General features: G+C 58.8%; 12 protein-coding genes and 4 tRNA genes. All 16 read left to right on the top strand.

The features are described 5' to 3' along the window. The first annotated feature begins 34 nt into the window (after window positions 1-34). The 16 genes from PGW49_RS07670 (at window position 35) to PGW49_RS07745 (ending at window position 16,783) form a co-directional block, all read left to right on the top strand. Window positions 35-1,225, top strand: a complete 1,191-nt coding sequence (locus PGW49_RS07670; protein WP_006236149.1) for a phosphoglycerate kinase — start codon at window positions 35-37, stop codon at window positions 1,223-1,225. Further along, window positions 1,218-1,985 carry a triose-phosphate isomerase gene (tpiA, locus tag PGW49_RS07675; RefSeq protein WP_022094882.1) on the top strand — a complete coding sequence of 256 codons (768 nt, stop codon included), beginning with the start codon at window positions 1,218-1,220 and terminating at the stop codon, window positions 1,983-1,985. Before PGW49_RS07670 ends, tpiA begins: the two co-directional genes overlap by 8 nt. Before the next feature lie 5 nt (window positions 1,986-1,990). Continuing rightward, window positions 1,991-3,544, top strand: coding sequence for a 2,3-bisphosphoglycerate-independent phosphoglycerate mutase (gene gpmI, locus PGW49_RS07680; RefSeq protein WP_055310511.1), 1,554 nt, complete (start codon window positions 1,991-1,993; stop codon window positions 3,542-3,544). A 164-nt stretch (window positions 3,545-3,708) separates the two neighbouring features. Beyond that, window positions 3,709-3,963 (top strand): preprotein translocase subunit SecG, encoded by a 255-nt coding sequence (secG, locus tag PGW49_RS07685; RefSeq protein WP_006236144.1) that lies wholly within the window; start codon window positions 3,709-3,711, stop codon window positions 3,961-3,963. Window positions 3,964-4,254: 291 nt separating this feature from the next. Next, window positions 4,255-5,931, top strand: coding sequence for a peptide ABC transporter substrate-binding protein (locus tag PGW49_RS07690; RefSeq protein ID WP_138375020.1), 1,677 nt, complete (start codon window positions 4,255-4,257; stop codon window positions 5,929-5,931). Window positions 5,932-6,087: 156 nt separating this feature from the next. Then, window positions 6,088-7,125, top strand: coding sequence for an ABC transporter permease (locus tag PGW49_RS07695; protein WP_117877270.1), 1,038 nt, complete (start codon window positions 6,088-6,090; stop codon window positions 7,123-7,125). Window positions 7,126-7,139: 14 nt separating this feature from the next. Then, window positions 7,140-8,075, top strand: a complete 936-nt coding sequence (locus PGW49_RS07700; RefSeq protein ID WP_022094886.1) for an ABC transporter permease — start codon at window positions 7,140-7,142, stop codon at window positions 8,073-8,075. Between the two features lie 2 nt (window positions 8,076-8,077). Further along, complete coding sequence (locus tag PGW49_RS07705) at window positions 8,078-9,169, top strand: ABC transporter ATP-binding protein (protein ID WP_138375019.1); 1,092 nt, start codon at window positions 8,078-8,080, stop codon at window positions 9,167-9,169. Then, a complete protein-coding gene (locus PGW49_RS07710) occupies window positions 9,169-10,197 on the top strand; it encodes an ABC transporter ATP-binding protein (protein WP_022094888.1) in 1,029 nt (342 codons plus the stop codon). The genes PGW49_RS07705 and PGW49_RS07710 overlap by 1 nt, the downstream gene beginning before the upstream one ends. A 598-nt stretch (window positions 10,198-10,795) precedes the next feature. Beyond that, window positions 10,796-10,885, top strand: a tRNA-Leu gene (locus PGW49_RS07715). A gap of 59 nt (window positions 10,886-10,944) precedes the next feature. Continuing rightward, the gene (locus tag PGW49_RS07720; protein ID WP_270226149.1) at window positions 10,945-13,290 is read left to right on the top strand and encodes a GAF domain-containing SpoIIE family protein phosphatase; all 2,346 of its coding nucleotides are present in this window, start codon (window positions 10,945-10,947) and stop codon (window positions 13,288-13,290) included. An 81-nt stretch (window positions 13,291-13,371) separates the two neighbouring features. After that, the gene (locus PGW49_RS07725) at window positions 13,372-14,118 is read left to right on the top strand and encodes an anti-sigma factor antagonist (RefSeq protein ID WP_270226150.1); all 747 of its coding nucleotides are present in this window, start codon (window positions 13,372-13,374) and stop codon (window positions 14,116-14,118) included. Window positions 14,119-14,223: 105 nt separating this feature from the next. Then, a tRNA-Gly gene (locus PGW49_RS07730) sits at window positions 14,224-14,299 on the top strand. Between the two features lie 35 nt (window positions 14,300-14,334). Continuing rightward, window positions 14,335-14,408: transfer RNA gene (locus tag PGW49_RS07735), tRNA-Cys, on the top strand. Between the two features lie 42 nt (window positions 14,409-14,450). Further along, a tRNA-Gly gene (locus PGW49_RS07740) sits at window positions 14,451-14,526 on the top strand. Window positions 14,527-15,049: 523 nt separating this feature from the next. Continuing rightward, window positions 15,050-16,783 (top strand): glycoside hydrolase family 13 protein, encoded by a 1,734-nt coding sequence (locus PGW49_RS07745; protein WP_270226152.1) that lies wholly within the window; start codon window positions 15,050-15,052, stop codon window positions 16,781-16,783. The last annotated feature ends 134 nt before the right edge of the window (window positions 16,784-16,917 follow it).

The following is a 16,917-nucleotide window of genomic DNA, read 5'->3' on the forward strand; positions in this document are numbered from 1 at the left end:
GGGAGGCAGACACGTACGAAAGGTAGAAGCAAACATGGCCTTTACCAAGAAGACCGTTCGCGACATCGATGTCGACGGCAAGCGCGTTCTCGTCCGCGTTGACTTCAACGTGCCTATCAAGGATGGCGTCGTTGGCGACACCACCCGTATCAAGGCTGCCCTGCCCACCATCAACTATCTCGTTGAGCACAACGCTCGCGTCATCCTCATGAGCCACCTCGGCCGTCCCGAGGGCACCGGCTTCCAGCCCGAGCTCTCCCTTGAGCCTGTCGCCAAGAAGCTCGCCGAGCTCTCTGGTCTCGACGTTGCCTTTGTCGCCGACACCTACGGCGAGAAGGCTGCTGAGGCTGTTGCCGCCGTCGAGCCGGGCAAGGTCCTCGTTCTCGAGAACGTCCGCTTCGATAAGCGTGAGAAGAAGAACGATCCCGAGATCGCCAAGAAGCTCGCTTCCTATGGTGACGTCTTCGTTCTCGATGCCTTCGGCACCGCTCACCGCGCCCAGGGTTCCGTCGTGGGCCCCGCCGCTTACCTGCCTGCCGTCGCCGGCTTCCTGCTCGAGAAGGAGGTCGACACGCTGACCGGCATCTTCGCCGAGCCCGAGCGCCCCTTCGTCGCCATCGTCGGCGGTTCCAAGGTTTCCTCCAAGATCGGCGTTCTCGATCACCTCATCGACTCTGCTGACACCCTGATCATCGGTGGCGGTATGGCCTACACCTTCTTCCTGGCTCAGGGCCTGTCCGTCGGTCAGTCCCTCAAGGAAGAGGACTGGGTCGAGCGCGCTGGCGAGATGCTCAAGAAGGCCGAGGAGAAGGGCGTCAAGATCCTGCTCCCCATCGACAACCGCGTTGCCGATCACTTTGGCGAGGACGCTGTCCCCGAGGTTGTCGCTTCCGACGCTATCCCCGACGATCGTGAGGGTATGGACATCGGCCCCAAGACCGAGGAGCTTTACGCCGAGGCCGTCAAGGGCGCCAAGACTGTGTTCTGGAATGGTCCCATGGGCGTCTTCGAGTTCGACAACTTCGCTCACGGCACCCAGGCTATCGCCGAGGCTGTCGCCGAGGCCGACTGCACCTCGATCATCGGCGGTGGCGACTCTGTCGCAGCTGTCAACAAGTTCAACCTGGCCGACAAGATGAGCTGGATCTCCACCGGTGGTGGCGCTTCCATGGAGCTCGTCGAGGGTAAGGCCCTGCCCGGAGTGGAGGCGCTTCTCGATGCCTAATCGCACCCTTCTTATCGCTGGTAACTGGAAGATGAACAACGACGTCGCCGAGGCCGCCAAGCTCGCCGACGAGCTGGCTCAGGCTCTGCCCGAGGTTCCGGCCGGCGTCGAGGTGCTCGTCTGCCCTCCGACCATCGACATCACCACGGTTCATGACCGTATTCAGGCTGCCCCCATTGCCCTCGGTGCACAGAACGTGTACTGGGAGGCCAAGGGTGCCTTCACCGGTGAGTCCTCTTGCGACATGCTCAAGTCCGCTGGCTGCACCTACTGCATCATCGGTCACTCCGAGCGTCGCGACTACTTCCACGAGACCGACGAGGACCAGAACAAGAAGGCTAAGGCTCTCGTTGCCGCCGGCCTTGTTCCCGTCTTCTGCTGCGGCGAGTCCCTCGAGGTCCGCGAGGCTGGCACCTATGTCGAGCACGTCGTGAACCAGGTCAAGGCTGGCCTTGCTGGTCTTGAGATCACCTGCCCCAAGCAGGTCGTCGTCGCCTACGAGCCCATCTGGGCCATCGGCACCGGCAAGACCGCTACCGCCGAGGACGCTCAGGAGGTCTGCGGTGCTATCCGTGAGACCCTCAAGGAGATGTTCGGCGAGGAGCTCGCTAACGGCATCCGCGTGCTGTATGGCGGTTCCGCCAAGCCCGGCAACATCGCCGAGCTCGTCGCCAAGCCCGACGTTGACGGCGCCCTCGTGGGCGGCGCTTCGCTCAAGGCTGCCGACTTCGCCTCTATGGTCGTCAAGGCAGGCGAGTAGGACATATGGCACAACGTCATCTTCCTGCACTCCTGATTATCATGGATGGCTGCGGCCTTGCTCCGGCCGATGGCGAGAACGCCGTCGCCGCTGCCAAGACGCCCTTCCTTGATGGCCTGTACGAGAAGTACCCCCACACCACGCTCGGTGCTTCGGGCGAGGACGTGGGCCTTCCCGACGGCCAGATGGGTAACTCCGAGGTGGGTCACCTCAACATCGGTGCCGGCCGCATCGTGTTCCAGGAGCTTTCGCGCATCAACAATGCCATCAAGGACGGTTCCATCGCCAAGAACGAGGTTTTCGTCAAGGCTATGGACGATGTCAAGGCTGACGGTAAGACTCTCCACCTCATGGGCCTTATGAGCCCTGGCGGTGTTCATTCTCACATGAACCACGTCGAGGCTCTGGTCAAGATGGCTGCCGAGCACGGTGTCAAGACCGTTCGCGTCCACGCCTTCATGGATGGTCGCGACGTTGACCCGCAGTCCGGTGCCGGTTACATGAGTGAGTTCTGCGCTTTCCTGGCTAAGATCTCCGAGGAGACCGGTTGCGACGCTCGCGTTGCCACCGTCTCGGGCCGTTATTGGGCCATGGACCGCGATAATCGTTGGGAGCGCATCCAGCGCGCCTACGACGTCATGGTCAACGCGTCCGATGCTGATACCGACCCCGTTGCCGGTATCAAGGCCTACTACGAGAAGGACCCGCGCGGCGACGAGTTCGTCGAGCCCTTCGCTGCCCACAACGAGGGCATTCACGAGGGCGACGCGGCCATCTTCTTCAACTTCCGTCCCGACCGTGCTCGTCAGATGACCCGCGTGTTCACGGACAAGGAGTTCGACGGCTTTGAGCGCGAGCAGATCAAGCTTTCGCACTTTGTGACGATGACCGAGTATGATCCGACGTTTGACGTCGAGGTCGCCTTCCCCAAGACGTTCCCCGAGAACGTCCTGGCCGACGTTATCGCCGCCAATGGCCTGAAGCAGCTGCACACTGCCGAGACCGAGAAGTACGCCCACGTGACGTTCTTCCTCAACGGTGGCATCGAGGAGCCCAAGGAGGGCGAGGAGCGCGTGCTCGTCGCTTCCCCCAAGGTTGCTACCTACGATCTGCAGCCCGAGATGAGCGCTCCCGAGGTTACCGAGAAGCTCGTCGCCGCCATCAACGAGGATCGCGCTGATTTCTACATCGTGAACTTCGCGAACTGCGACATGGTTGGTCACACCGGTGTCTTCGACGCTGCCGTTAAGGCCGTTGAGGCTGTTGACGATGCCCTGTCCAAGGTTGTCCCGGCGATTCTCGCCAAGGGCGGCTTTGCACTGATTACCGCCGACCACGGCAACGCCGATCACATGTTTGACGTTGCTTCCGACGGCTCCAAGCATCCGTTTACGGCTCACACCACCAACCGCGTGCCGTTCATCATCGTTGATGAGAAGGCCAAGCTCACCGGTATCGAGGACGGCCGTCTTTCCGATATCGCTCCGACCATGCTCACCATGGCTGGTATTGAGCCTTCCGCCGAGATGACGGGCCGCGTGCTCGCTACCGAGGCCTAATAGAAAACAAATACCGTTTTCTAGCAAGGGGGTTGTCCACAACCGGACAACCCCCTTTTTGGTATTTCTGCCATTTCCACCCCGTCCTTGAGTGGCAGGTAGGGGAGAGCGGGGGATTGTGGTACAGTACTGGAGTTTGAACTGTTCTATTAAGGAGCTTATCTATGGGTCCGTTCCAAATTCTTCTGTTTGTCGTTTGGGCTGTTTCTGCCGTGGCGCTGACGATTCTCGTCCTGATGCATTCCGGTAAGGGTACCGGCGTTTCGGATATGATTGCCAGCTCGCTGTATAACTCCAGCTCTGCCACGGGCGTTATGGAGCAGAACCTTGACCGCCTGACCGTCATCATGGCTGTCGTGTTTGCCGTGTGCGTCGTGCTGTGCATGTTCTTCTTCCCGCAGGGCATCGTGGGCTACTAATCACGAACCGCATAAATACTTGAAAAGGGTCCCGCAAGTGCGGGACCCATTTTGTTTACATATTTGTAACAGAGTCAAAATATCCTCATATACTTCGCCCAACTAAAGAAAATCTCGACCGTTAACCGGAATTAGCCCCAAATCGTGCATAAAATGCGCTACTGTATTGCAATACGTTGGTCCGCTTTGTATAACCAGCCAAAACGGCGGACCGCGTTTGAATGGTTCGATTGGGCTGTCTTGACGTTGCCCGACCGAACTTACTTTGTCCTATCTCATAAGGAGGATGGCATGGCTGATTCTATGTTCCACCAGCCCGTTATGGGTCGTCGCGCCTTTGTCGGCGGTACCCTTGCTGCGAGCTCCATGGCTTTTCTTGCCGCATGCGGCAAGAAGGGTGGCGACGCTTCCGGTTCTGAGTCCGGTTCGACGCTGAACTTCTACATCAACAACCCGGTCTGCATCGACCCCTATAACGTCCAGGAGGACCAGGGCACTCAGGTCGAGTACCAGCTCTTTGATGCTCTGACCTCTTATGACGCCGAGAAGGGCGAGATCGTTCCGCTGGCTTGCGAGTCCTTTGAGGCCAACGACGACGCCACCGAGTTCACCTTCAAGATCAAGAAGGCCAAGTTCCACAACGGTGACGACGTTACCTCCAAGTCCTTCAAGCTCGGTTGGGAGCGTCTGGTCAACACCAAGTCGGCCATCGCTACCGAGTACGGCCCTTCCGAGGTCTCCTATCACCTTTCTATGGTCGAGGGCTATGACGACCTGCTTGCCGGTAACGCTACCGAGCTCAGCGGTGTTACTTGCCCCGACGATGAGACGCTCGTCGTCAAGCTGTCTTCCGCTTACGCCGACTTCCCCTTCGTCGCCTCTCACCCGGCTCTGGCCCCGGTTCCCGAGTGCGCCGAGTCCGATGTCAAGAGCTTCTATCTTGCACCGGTCGGTAACGGCCCGTTCATGATGGACGGCAAGTGGGAGGATGGTCAGGAGATCAACCTCAAGAAGTTCGACGATTACTATGGCGACAAGGCCAAGATCGATGGCATCCACTTCCAGGTCATCAAGGACATGGAGACTGCTTACAAGGAGTTCCAGGCCGGTAACCTCGATGTCTGCGACGTTCCCGTCGCTCAGATCGATGCCGCCAAGAAGGATCGCGGCGTGTCCAAGGACGGCTACACCATGGGTGACGGCGAGCGCATGCTGCTCGGCGCCGAGCCTTCCACGTACTATCTGACCTGCAACACCACGGCCGAGCCGTTCAACAACGCCGACCTGCGCAGGGGCATCTCCCTGGCCATCAACCGTGAGGCCATCTGCAAGACCATCTATAAGGGTACCCGTACCCCTGCCGACGGCATTGTTCCTCCGGGCATCGATGGCTACAAGGAGGGCGCATGGGAGTTCTGCGCCTACGATGTCGACAAGGCTAACGAGTACCTCGACAAGGTTGCTCCCGCTGGCGCTAACGGGGATCGTGGCATTAGCGTGACCCTTTCCTACAACCAGGACGGCGGTCACAAGGAGATCATGGAGTCCATCATCGGCGACCTCGCCAAGGTTGGCGTTACCGCTGTCTCCGATACCCCTGAGTGGTCTGCCCTGCTCGAGCAGTATCAGAACTTTAACTATCAGTTCGGTCGTCTGGGTTGGATTGCCGACTACCCGATCATGGACAACTTCCTGTATCCGCTGTTCCACTCCGACTCCCTCGGTGGCGATAACCGCTCCGGTTACAACAACCCCGAGTTCGACGCCAAGGTCGACGAGGCTCGTACTATTGTTGACGACGAGGAGCGCGTCGCTAAGATGCAGGAGGCCGACGCAATGGTCGCTGCCGACTGCCCGGTCATCCCGATTATGTTCTACACGCACACCATCGTCGGCTCCGATCGCATCAAGCACCTCTATGTCGATCCGCAGAAGCATGCCGAGCTGGGTACCGCTGAGCTCGCCTAAGAGTTTGCAGCTTCCGTGAGGGTCAAGTATTTACGTAGACCTCATGGGAAACATACAGTTCTCCCTAACCTGGGGTAAACTGGCTGATGGTAATTTTGGGATGCCGGTCTGGCGATCGGCATCCCATTTAGGTTAATCCCTAGATAGGGGAGTGGTATGGGTAAGTACATCGTTAAACGTGTGCTTCAGTTCATCCCGGTGTTTTTGGGCGTTACGCTGATTCTGTTCGCCCTCCAGAATATCGTGCCGGGAGATCCGATCAAGCTGATCGGTGGAGACAAGGCTCTGTCCCCCGAGGTGGAGCTTCAGCTTCGCGTCCGCTATCACCTGGTCCAGTCGGACGAGGACGGCAACGCGATCCTTGACGAGAACGGCGACCCCGTTCAAACGTCGCTCGTGGACCGTTACTTGTATTACATGAACGGCCTGCTTCATGGCGATCTGGGCAATTCGTATCAGCGCAAGCTGCCGGTTACGGAAATCTTTGCCCAGAAGTATCCGTATACGGTCAAACTTGCCGCGTGCGCCATCGTGCTCGAGGCAATCATGGGTATCGGTGCGGGTATCATTTCGGCGGTTAAGCGTTATTCCTTCTGGGATATTTTGGTAACGCTCACCACGTCGATTCTCGTTGCCGTCCCGGCTTTCTGGCTCGGTATGTTGCTGCAGCTGTTCTTTGGCGTCATTCTCAAGGACGCCACGGGCGGTGCATTCTCCATGCCGATCTCGGGTGCCGGCGGTTCCAGCTCTCAGTATCAGGATTGGATGCACTATGTGCTTCCGACCATTACGCTGGCTTCGGTTTCGACCGCTTATGCCGCCCGCATTATGCGTTCGCAGCTGCTTGACGTCATGAACCAGGATTACATCCGTACGGCAAAGGCCAAGGGTCTCTCCAATCGCGCGATCATCATCAAGCATGCGCTTAAGAATGCACTCATCCCCGTCGTTACCTATATTGGTGTCGACTTTGGCGGCATGCTTTCGGGCGCCATCCTGACCGAGACGGTCTTTAACTGGCCCGGTATCGGCTATGAGGTCTATCGCGCCATTAGCATGCGTGACTGGCCCATCGTTATGGGCGGCGTTACGCTCATCGTCGTCGTCGTCATGGTGATCAACCTGCTCGTCGACATTAGCTATGCATTCCTCGACCCGCGCATCCGCCTTGGCGGTCCGTCGGATAAGGCCTAAGGGAGGTACGTCTCATGCAGGAAACTGATTCTCAGTCTCAGGAGCAGGCTACCGCCACCAAGGCCGCATCTGCTCCCGCCAAGTCCCGCACGCTGTGGGGCGACGCTTTTAAGCGTCTCCGTAAGAACAAGCTCGCCGTTATCGGTGTCTGCTGGATCATCATCGTCGTTGTGGTTGCCCTGACCGCAGATCTGTGGGCTAAGCCCTGGCTCGGTTCGCCGACGGCTTCCGACTCGACCACCATGGCTCAGACGTCGCTGCTGGCTCCGTGTGCCGAGCACCCGTTTGGCACCGACGCCCTAGGTCGTGACATTCTCGTCCGCGTTATCTACGGTGCACGTGTTTCGCTGTCCGTCGGCATTATGGCCACCGCGATCTCCACGCTGATCGGTCTGGTCATGGGTGCTCTGGCGGGTTTCTACGGCGGCATCTGGGATACGATCATCATGCGCTGTGCGGACATCTTCCTGGCGTTCCCGTACGTGCTGTTCGTTGTCGCCATGATCGCCGTTATCGGCCGTGGTCTTCAGAACGTCTTTATCGCCATCGGTATTCTCGGCTGGCCTTCGATTGCGCGCGTCTTCCGCTCTGCAATCTTGACGGTCAAGGAAAACGACTATGTTGACGCTGCACGCGCGATGGGTGCATCCGATGCTCGTATCGTCGTGCGTCACATCTTCCCGAACTCCGTCGCCTCCATCGTGGTCTACGCGACCATGAACATTGGTGGCGCCATTCTGACCGAGTCCGCTCTGTCCTTCCTCGGCATGGGCGTTATTCCGCCTACGCCTTCGTGGGGCTCCATGATTCAGGACGGTCAGCAGTATCTTCTGACCGCTCCCTGGATGATGATCATGCCCGGTCTGGCAATTCTCTCGACGGTGCTCGCCTTCACCCTGCTGGGTGACGGTCTGCGCGACGCCCTCGACGTCAAGATGAAGGACGCATAAGGATGAAGAAGAACAAGAACTATGTGGACCTGAAGGACCAGCCGGTTCCCGAGGGCCAGCATCTGCTCGAGGTCGATGACCTTAAGATGTATTTCCACACCGAGGATGGCATTGTTCGCGCTGTCGACGGTGTCTCCTACACGCTCGATCGCGGCGAGACCCTGGGCGTCGTCGGCGAGTCCGGCTCTGGCAAGTCCGTGACCGCCATGACCATCATGGGTCTTATCTCGATGCCTCCGGGAAAGATTGAGGGCGGCGACGTTCGCTATCGCGGTCGTTCTATCCTTGAGATGACCGAGGAAGAGATGCAGCACATTCGCGGTAACGATATCGCGATGATCTTCCAGGATCCTATGACCTCCTTGAACCCGGTCTATAAGATCGGCAAGCAGGTGGGCGAGGGCCTTCGTCTGCATCGCGGTTACTCCAAGCAGGAGGCGCTCAAGCGCGCCACCGAGCTTTTGGACCTCGTTGGCATTCCTGAACCCGAGAAGCGCGTCAATGAGTATCCGCACCAGTTCTCTGGCGGTATGCGTCAGCGCGTCATGATTGCCATGGCTCTTGCCTGCGATCCCGATATTCTGATTGCCGATGAGCCCACGACTGCCCTGGACGTTACCATCCAGGCTCAGATTATTGAGCTTATGCAGGAAATGCAGGAGAAGAACGGCAACGCCATCATCATGATTACCCATGACCTGGGTGTTGTCGCTGATATGGCCGACAAGATCATGGTTATGTACGCCGGCCGTCCCGTCGAGTTCGGTACTGCCGAGGAAATCTTCTACGAGAGCCGCCACCCCTACACCTGGGGCCTTATCCGCTCCATCCCGGAGCAGGCCATCGATGAGAAGAAGCCGCTTACGCCGATTCACGGCAATCCGCCTTCGCTAATGAACCTGCCCGAGGGCTGCGTGTTCTCGCCTCGTTGCCCTTATGCAACCGATAAGTGCCGCAAGCAGCGCCCCGAGCGTGTTGTCACCGAGTCCGGTCACTATTCTGCGTGCCACTATTCCGGTGACCCCGAGTTCCTCAAGAACGCTCCTGAGACGTCCCGTACGCGCATGGATTCCAAGAAGGGAGGCGAGGCGTAATGGCAGATACCAACGAGCGTACTCCGCTGCTGAAGGTCGAGCACCTCTCTAAGGAGTTCCCCGCTGAGTCCGGCATGTTCGCCAAGCGTTTTTCCAAGCGCGTCGTCTCTGCTGTAAACGACATCTCTTTTGAGATTTATCCTGGCGAGACCTTTGGCCTAGTCGGCGAGTCTGGTTGCGGTAAGTCCACCACGGGCCGTACCATCATGCGCCTGACCAAGCCGACCGCCGGTAAGGTGTTCTTCCAGGGTAAAGATGTTGCCGAGATGAGCAAGCATGAGATCAAGGACATGCGTCGCGAGATGCAGTTTATCTTCCAGGATCCCTATGCTTCGCTGAATCCCCGCATGACCATCGGCGAGATCGTCTCCGAGCCCATGACCATTCATGGCGTGGGTACCAAGGAGGAGCGCATTGAGCGCGTCCGCGAGCTTCTCGACGTCGTTGGACTGAACCCCGAGCACATCAACCGCTATCCGCATGAGTTCTCCGGCGGTCAGCGTCAGCGTGTCGGCATTGCCCGCGCTTTTGCGCTGAAGCCCAAGCTGATTATCTGCGACGAGCCGGTTTCCGCTCTGGATGTGTCCATTCAGGCCCAGGTTCTGAACCTACTGAAGGAGCTCCAGGACAAGTTTGGTACCGCATATCTGTTTATCGCCCACGACTTGTCCGTCGTGCAGCACATCTCCGATCGCGTTGCCGTTATGTATCTGGGTAAGATGGTCGAGGTTTCGGACTGGAAGACGCTCTACAGCGAGCCTCACCATCCGTACACGCAGTCGCTGCTGTCTGCCGTGCCGGTTCCCGATCCTGATATCCAGAAGACCCGCAAGCGCATCATCCTCGCTGGCGACCCGCCGTCGCCGCTGGATCCGCCGACCGGCTGCCGTTTCCACACGCGCTGCCCGATCGCGCAGGGCATCTGCTCTGAGAAGCTTCCCGAGTTTAAGGAAGTCGCACCGGGCCACTGCTGCGCCTGCCACTTCGCGGAGCCGTTCCCGATCAAGGAATCGCACATCGACCTGTAGTCGGTTGTTCTCGTCCGGGCCCGTGCTGGACTTAGTTTTCAGAACGTCCTCGACCATGGAAACCCCCTTACCCTGCTCCTTCGGAGCTGCGGATAAGGGGGTTTCCTGGTCTGCGGAATGTTCTGAAAACTAAGTCCAGCACGGGCCCTGCGGTAACTCGGCAGGGGGAGTGCGATTCCCTGATCGCTCACTTAATCTAATAAGAAATTGAGTGAGGCCGGAGCTTTAGCTCCGGCCTCCTTATATAAGGGCTCGGCAAAGCCGAGCCACTAAATTTATATCAGCCCCCAGAACATGTTTGAGAACTGTGCCTGAAGTACGTATTTGCAGGCCCCGAATCGGTGTTGCCTCCCGGCGCATTCCGCAGGGGGAGAGATATTTTGCAGCACGAAGTGCGCAGCAAAATATCTCTCATGCCCGAGGACGCGCCGGGAGGCAACACCGATTCGGGGCCGGACACACGGATCTACCTGCGCATTTACAAATTCGTAAACTTTTTTGAAAAAAGTGCTTGCACAGTTCTCGAATCATAGGTTATTATCTTCCTCGTTGAACGCGCGGGTCCGACAAAACGAACCGCGAATCAACAACATAGCATGTCGGAGTGGCGGAATTGGCAGACGCGCTAGCTTGAGGTGCTAGTGACCGCTTTTTGGTCATGCGGGTTCAAGTCCCGCCTCCGACACCATCGCATTTTAGAAGCCTCTTCGGAGGCTTTTTTGTTACCGATAGACGGTGAGGTCCACGATGGAAACGCTTGAGCGCAACGAGTGGGCAGACGTTGCCCAACTGGTCGAGATCACGAGCGATGCTGTCATCATCTGTGAGCTCGACGGATCCATTCTGCATGTGAATAATCGTTTGCTCGACCTGATGTGCGAGGAACGCGCTGACGTCATCGGCGGTGATGTCAAAGACGTTCTGTACTCGTCTGCCTTTGAGCGCGCGACCGAACATCGTCTGCCGTTTGAGACCGATGGCTCCGAGAGCGAGCTGATGCTCAAGCTGAGCGACGGGTCTTTTATTCCCGTCTTGGTTCGCGCGGGCTCCGTTACGCCTCCGCGTATCTTTGGACGTCGTGCACCGCGTGTCCTGGTGGCGCTTCACAGCATCGAAGAGCAGTATTCCCACGACCGTCAGCTCAAACGCGCGCTATCGGAGCTTAGGGTGGCGAATAAACGCCTTTCGGGCACCCTTTCGGTCATTATGAGTACTGTGGGCTCCGATGAGCTCCCCAGCTTGCTCGATACCGTTTTGAATCAGCTCGTTGGAACGCTCGATGCCTCCGGTGCGGCTATCTATTTTTCCGAGAGTGGCGGCTTTAAGCTCCGCGGTGTTTCTAAGGAGCTTGAGGACAGCTATCTGCCCGAGTTTATGCCGTACGGCGCGGGCATTCCGACCTACGTGCTTCGCGAGTCGCGTGCCTGTCGCCTGTCGATTCAGCAGGACCTTGAGGGCGACCGGGTTGCTTCGGGCATGTTCATGGATTTGGACAATCGTTCCAAGCACTTGCTGCGCGTGCAGGATATGCCCCCGTATCGCAGCGAGATCTGTCTTCCCGTGTTTTACGGCACGCAGGTCCTTGGCGTGTTGGAAGTTGGCTGGAAACGTCCCCAGGCGCCACTTGCCTTTGACGTTAACGTACTCGAGGTCATCTGCGATTACCTGTCTATTCAGCTTGTCGGCATGGCGTCGAGCTTACGTTCGCGCCGCACGGCGGAGCTCGGCCGCTCACTCAATTTGCTGCGCGACGAACTGTTTACCTATCTCGATGATCCCGTTGCCGCTTCGCGAGCGGTGTCGACGGAAATCTGCACGGTGCTCAATTGTCATTTCTGCCCCGTGGAATATGACGCGAGTCTTGACACCTATGTTATCGATTTTGAGGGCGGCAGTCGCGTGGCGCTGCCGGGAGACCCTGAGTCGCTCTTCTTTTCCACCACCGCACCGGCTGCGCGTTTGGGGGTTGCTTCCGATGGTTTTGGGCAGTCGGTGCTGGGCGGTGCGAGTGCTGATGATCTTAAGCATGTGCGCTTGACCCGCGTCGACGAATCCATGCCTATGGGCGGATGGTTGAGGGCTCATGGCCTGCCGTGCCAGGGCCTCTATGTCGATTCCGGCTTCGAGGCGGGACGCGTTCGCTCGGAGGGCGGCGGTCAGCGGAACAACAATGCAATCGTTCCCGCCGACGTTGCCAAGGGGCCGACGAGGCGCGCTTTGCTGCTCCGTGATGGCAGCCAAGAACCAATTGACGACCTTGAATACGACTACCTGGTGCATCTGGCGCATGACTTTGAGCTGATTTATGAAGGCGAATCTCAAAAGCGCGAGGAGCGTCATATCGCTCAGACGCTTCAGATTGGCATGAGAAATTCGCTTGGTGACGTTCCGGGCATTGCAACCGATTCGGTATACCTATCGGCAACGAATTCTGCGTTGGTCGGTGGTGACTTCTATGCGCTTGTCCGACTTCCCGACGATTGCGCCGTTATGATTTTGGGTGATGTATCCGGCAAGGGAATCGAGGCGGCGTCGATGTCGGCGCTTGTCAAGACAGCGCTGACGGCCTATGCCTGGGAGGGTGCGGGGCCTGCCCGTATGGCACGCTCGCTCAATAGCATGCTCATGGGCTTTTCGAGGGTCGAGACGTTTGTGACGGCGTTTATCGCCAAGATCGATCTTAAGGCGGGCCGCGCTACCTATTGCTCGGCGGGACATCCTCCCACTATGGTCATTAGGCCGTCGTCGACGCCGCTTGGCGGCGGCGATACCTGCGGGGGAGAAGTGGAGCTCCTTGGGTGCCAATCGGGCGTGATCGGTGCCTTTGAGAGCATGGTGTACGAGACAGGCACGTTTACGTTCGCTCCTGGTGACATGCTATTTATGTATACCGACGGAACGATTGAAGCGCGCGATCGCTCGGGTGCTTTCTTTGGCGAGCAGCGCCTTCGTGACCTTTTGCTCTCTGTTTCGAGTGAGGGCGTATCGGGAATCTGCGGTAAGGTCTTGATCGAGCTTGACCGCTTTACCGAGTCGGCGCTGAACGATGACATCGCGCTGGTTTCCCTTGAGTTTTTACGGGGTCGATCGTAGGTCACGACGCCTGACGGGCGAAATCTGCGCGGTTGCAGATACGTGTGCATCGAGCGAGCTCTTTTGGGGAACCATGGTCGTATGAATGAGTGGAATGACATAGCGGTTTTGACGCCACCGGGCGATATCGACATCGCCTCGGTGCCCGCACTGCGCCGACGGTTGGATAATTTGATCGACCGGGGCGTGCGTCGTGTTGTCATCAATTGCCAGACCGTGGGCTTTATCGACTCGACGGGTTTGGCGTTTTTGCTTACACGTGCCAGAGAGCTTATGAGGCATGAGGGGCTGCTTTCGCTCGTTAACGCCTCCGATGAGGTTGTTCGCTTTTTGGAAATTGCCCGACTTGTCGACATCCTGCATGTCGCGGGCCCGGCGCGGGAGTCGATTCCCGCCATTCCGGTGGGGGAGTTGCCACGATGGAGCAAGAGCGTCGAAGTGCAACGGGGCATCGAGAATCTCCCGTATTATCGGCACCGTGTGGCCGAGCTTCTCGAATCACTTCCCCTGAGGCGTGATGAACGTTATGACGTCGCATTGGCGCTAGGGGAGGCATTGGGTAACGCGTATGACCATGCGGGCGGTGTTGGCTGCGTCCTGACGGTTCAGGCCTATGGGGACCGTGTTGTGCTCGAGGTGCTTGATCGGGGTGCTGGCTATTCTATCGATGGGGCGAGCGAGCCGGTGGCATCCGAGGAACGCGGACGTGGTATCAAGCTCATGCGCATGCTCGTCGATAATGTTGAGGTTGTCCGGCGCACGGATGGCGCCGGCACACGCGTTCGGATGGTGAAGCTGTTTGGCTCAGCATTGGAATCGTGCGCATAGCGCCTTGACTTGGCGTTATTTACCTGTACGAACTTGCTTTGAGCAACTTTTTTGAAAAAAGTACTTGCGTCTTTAGGACAACTCGCGTAAATTAATAACCCGCAAGCGGACATGGCTCAGTTGGTAGAGCACAACCTTGCCAAGGTTGGGGTCGCGGGTTCGAGCCCCGTTGTCCGCTCCATTGCGTTTCCGGACCGTCTCAAGCGGTCCTTTTTCGGCGAAGTGGCCAAGTGGTAAGGCAGAGGCCTGCAAAGCCTTTACCCCCGGTTCGAATCCGGGCTTCGCCTCCAGGCAACATCCGGGCGCTCCGGCGCCCGTTTTGTTTTACATATGCGGACATGGCTCAGTTGGTAGAGCACAACCTTGCCAAGGTTGGGGTCGCGGGTTCGAGCCCCGTTGTCCGCTCCAAACGCAACAGCCCGGCTACTACGGTAGCCGGGCTTTTTTGTATCCATCGCATGGGCTCGAACCCGAGAGGGAGCGAGCGTTAAGCAAACGCGGAGCGTTTGTAGCGAGCTGGCGAGGTCGCCGGCAGGCGGCCGAAGCCGGTGCGGATCCGCGAAGCGGATACGCGGACGCCCCGTTGTCCGCTCCAACTATCTTACGCGGTTCTAACGAACCGCGTTTTTTGTTGACGCTGCGCGAGCCCCGGGCACCCCATCTTGCCCCTCAATCGTCGGTCGCGTACATAAAGTACGCTTCCCTCCTCTTTCGCGGCAACCTGGGGCACCCGGAGCCCGCTCGCTGTCGTGGCCGGGAAAGTGGGTCTTCCGTTCTTTTCACTAATCGGTCGATTCGTCCCAGGAGGCTTGAACCCGAGAGGGGGCGATCGTTTTGGGGCGTGGCTGTGGCGTTGTTTGTCGCGAATGTCCGCTTTGGGCGTATCATCGTGGGCATCTCGCATAACCTCGTTGCAAGGGAGATACGCCCCATGGCTACAGAAAAGTCTTCTTCGCGCTCATGGATGTCCGATGCCGCGATCTATCAGATCTACCCGCGCTCGTTTAAGGATTCGACTGGTTCGGGTCTGGGCGATATCGCGGGCATTACCCAGCAGATGGACTATCTTGAGCGACTGGGTATCGAGGCCATCTGGCTGAGCCCGTTTTATCCATCGCCTCTTGTCGATGGCGGCTATGATGTGGCGGACTACTGCGATGTCGACCCGCGTCTCGGCTCGCTTGACGACTTCGATGACATGATCGCTGCGGCTCACGCGCGCGGCATCAAGGTCATCGTCGACATCGTGCCCAACCATTCATCCAACCAGCACCCCTGGTTCAAAGCCGCTCTTGCCGCCGGCCCCGGATCGCCCGAGCGCGCCCGTTATATCTTCCGCGATGGTCGCGGCGAGCATGGCGAGCTGCCTCCCACCAATTGGAATGCCAACTTTGGTGGCCCCGCATGGACGCGTGTTGCGGACGGTCAGTGGTATCTGCACATGTTTACGCCCGAGCAACCGGACTTTGACTGGTCATGCCCCGAGGTTCATGCGCTCTTTTGCGACGTCCTGGCGTTTTGGAGCGATCGAGGCGTCGACGGCTTTCGCATTGATGTGGCGCAGGGTCTCGCCAAGGATCTCGACCGCGATGACCTCGACCGGTGGCATCTCGCCGAGGGCGATGACATGGTTGACGACGGCACCCATCCGCTGTGGGACCGCAATGAGGTCCACGAGATCTATCGCGAGTGGCGCCGCGTGTTCGACCGCTATAATCCGCCGCGCAGTGCCGTTGCCGAGGCGTGGGTGCTGCCCGAGCGCCAGTATCTCTATGCGCGTCCCAGCGAGCTTGGCCAGACATTCAACTTTGAGTTTGCCAAGGCCACTTGGACCTATGATGACATGCACACTGCAATCGAGAAGGGCTTGAAGGCAGCCGTCGAATCCGATTCCGCCTCGACCTGGGTACTCTCCAACCACGACGTGCCGCGCGTGGCGACACGCTATGCCCTGCCGCAAATCAAGGCGACGCGCTACCACCAGATTACGCTCGACTGGCTCTTACGCGACGGGTTGTCTTATGACGAGGACCGTGAACTCGGCGAGCGCCGCGCGCGGGCGGCCCTTTTGCTTGAACTGGCGCTTCCGGGCTCGGCATACGTGTATCAGGGTGAGGAGCTCGGCCTTTTTGAGGTGGCTGACATCCCGTGGGCTGCACTCGAAGATCCTACTGCGACCAATACGCGCGGACCGAAGCGTGAGAAGGGGCGCGACGGCTGCCGTGTGCCCCTGCCGTGGGTGGCGGCGGACGATCCCGCGCAGGGCGGATCGTTTGGGTTTTCGCCGGCGGACGCCGATGCGGCGCCCCATCTGCCGCAACCTGCATGGTTTTCCGATTACGCTGCCGATAGGGAAGAAGCGGACCCGACATCGATGCTTGCGCTCTATCGTGACGCCCTCTGGCTTCGGCGCAAGCTGCGCGGTTGCGCCAACGATTTTGCGTGGCTCGATCTTGACGGGCGCACCGGTCTTGCGGATGGTGCCGAGGGCGCCGAGGGCGGCGTCATCGCCTATCACCGCGACAACGGCTGGGCGTGTGTGACGAACTTCGGCGCAGCAGCCGTGGAGCTGCCGGCGGGCAGGGTCCTGCTCACCTCATCACCGCTTGCAGACGGCAGGCTCGCGCAGGACAGCTCTGCCTGGATCATGCTCGGTGAGATGTAGGGGTCTCTTGCGGCGAGATTGCGTTTGCCCGCGCCTTCCGTGGTGGCTGATGTCTTCGCGAGGTTCGCGAGGGCGGGTTGATTTCCGATCTCAGCCGAACACATTGAGCGAATAGGCCATTCCCGCAGTTAGCC

The sequence above is a fragment of the Collinsella aerofaciens genome, assembly GCF_027679495.1.
Taxonomy (GTDB): Bacteria; Actinomycetota; Coriobacteriia; order Coriobacteriales; family Coriobacteriaceae; genus Collinsella; species Collinsella aerofaciens_AK.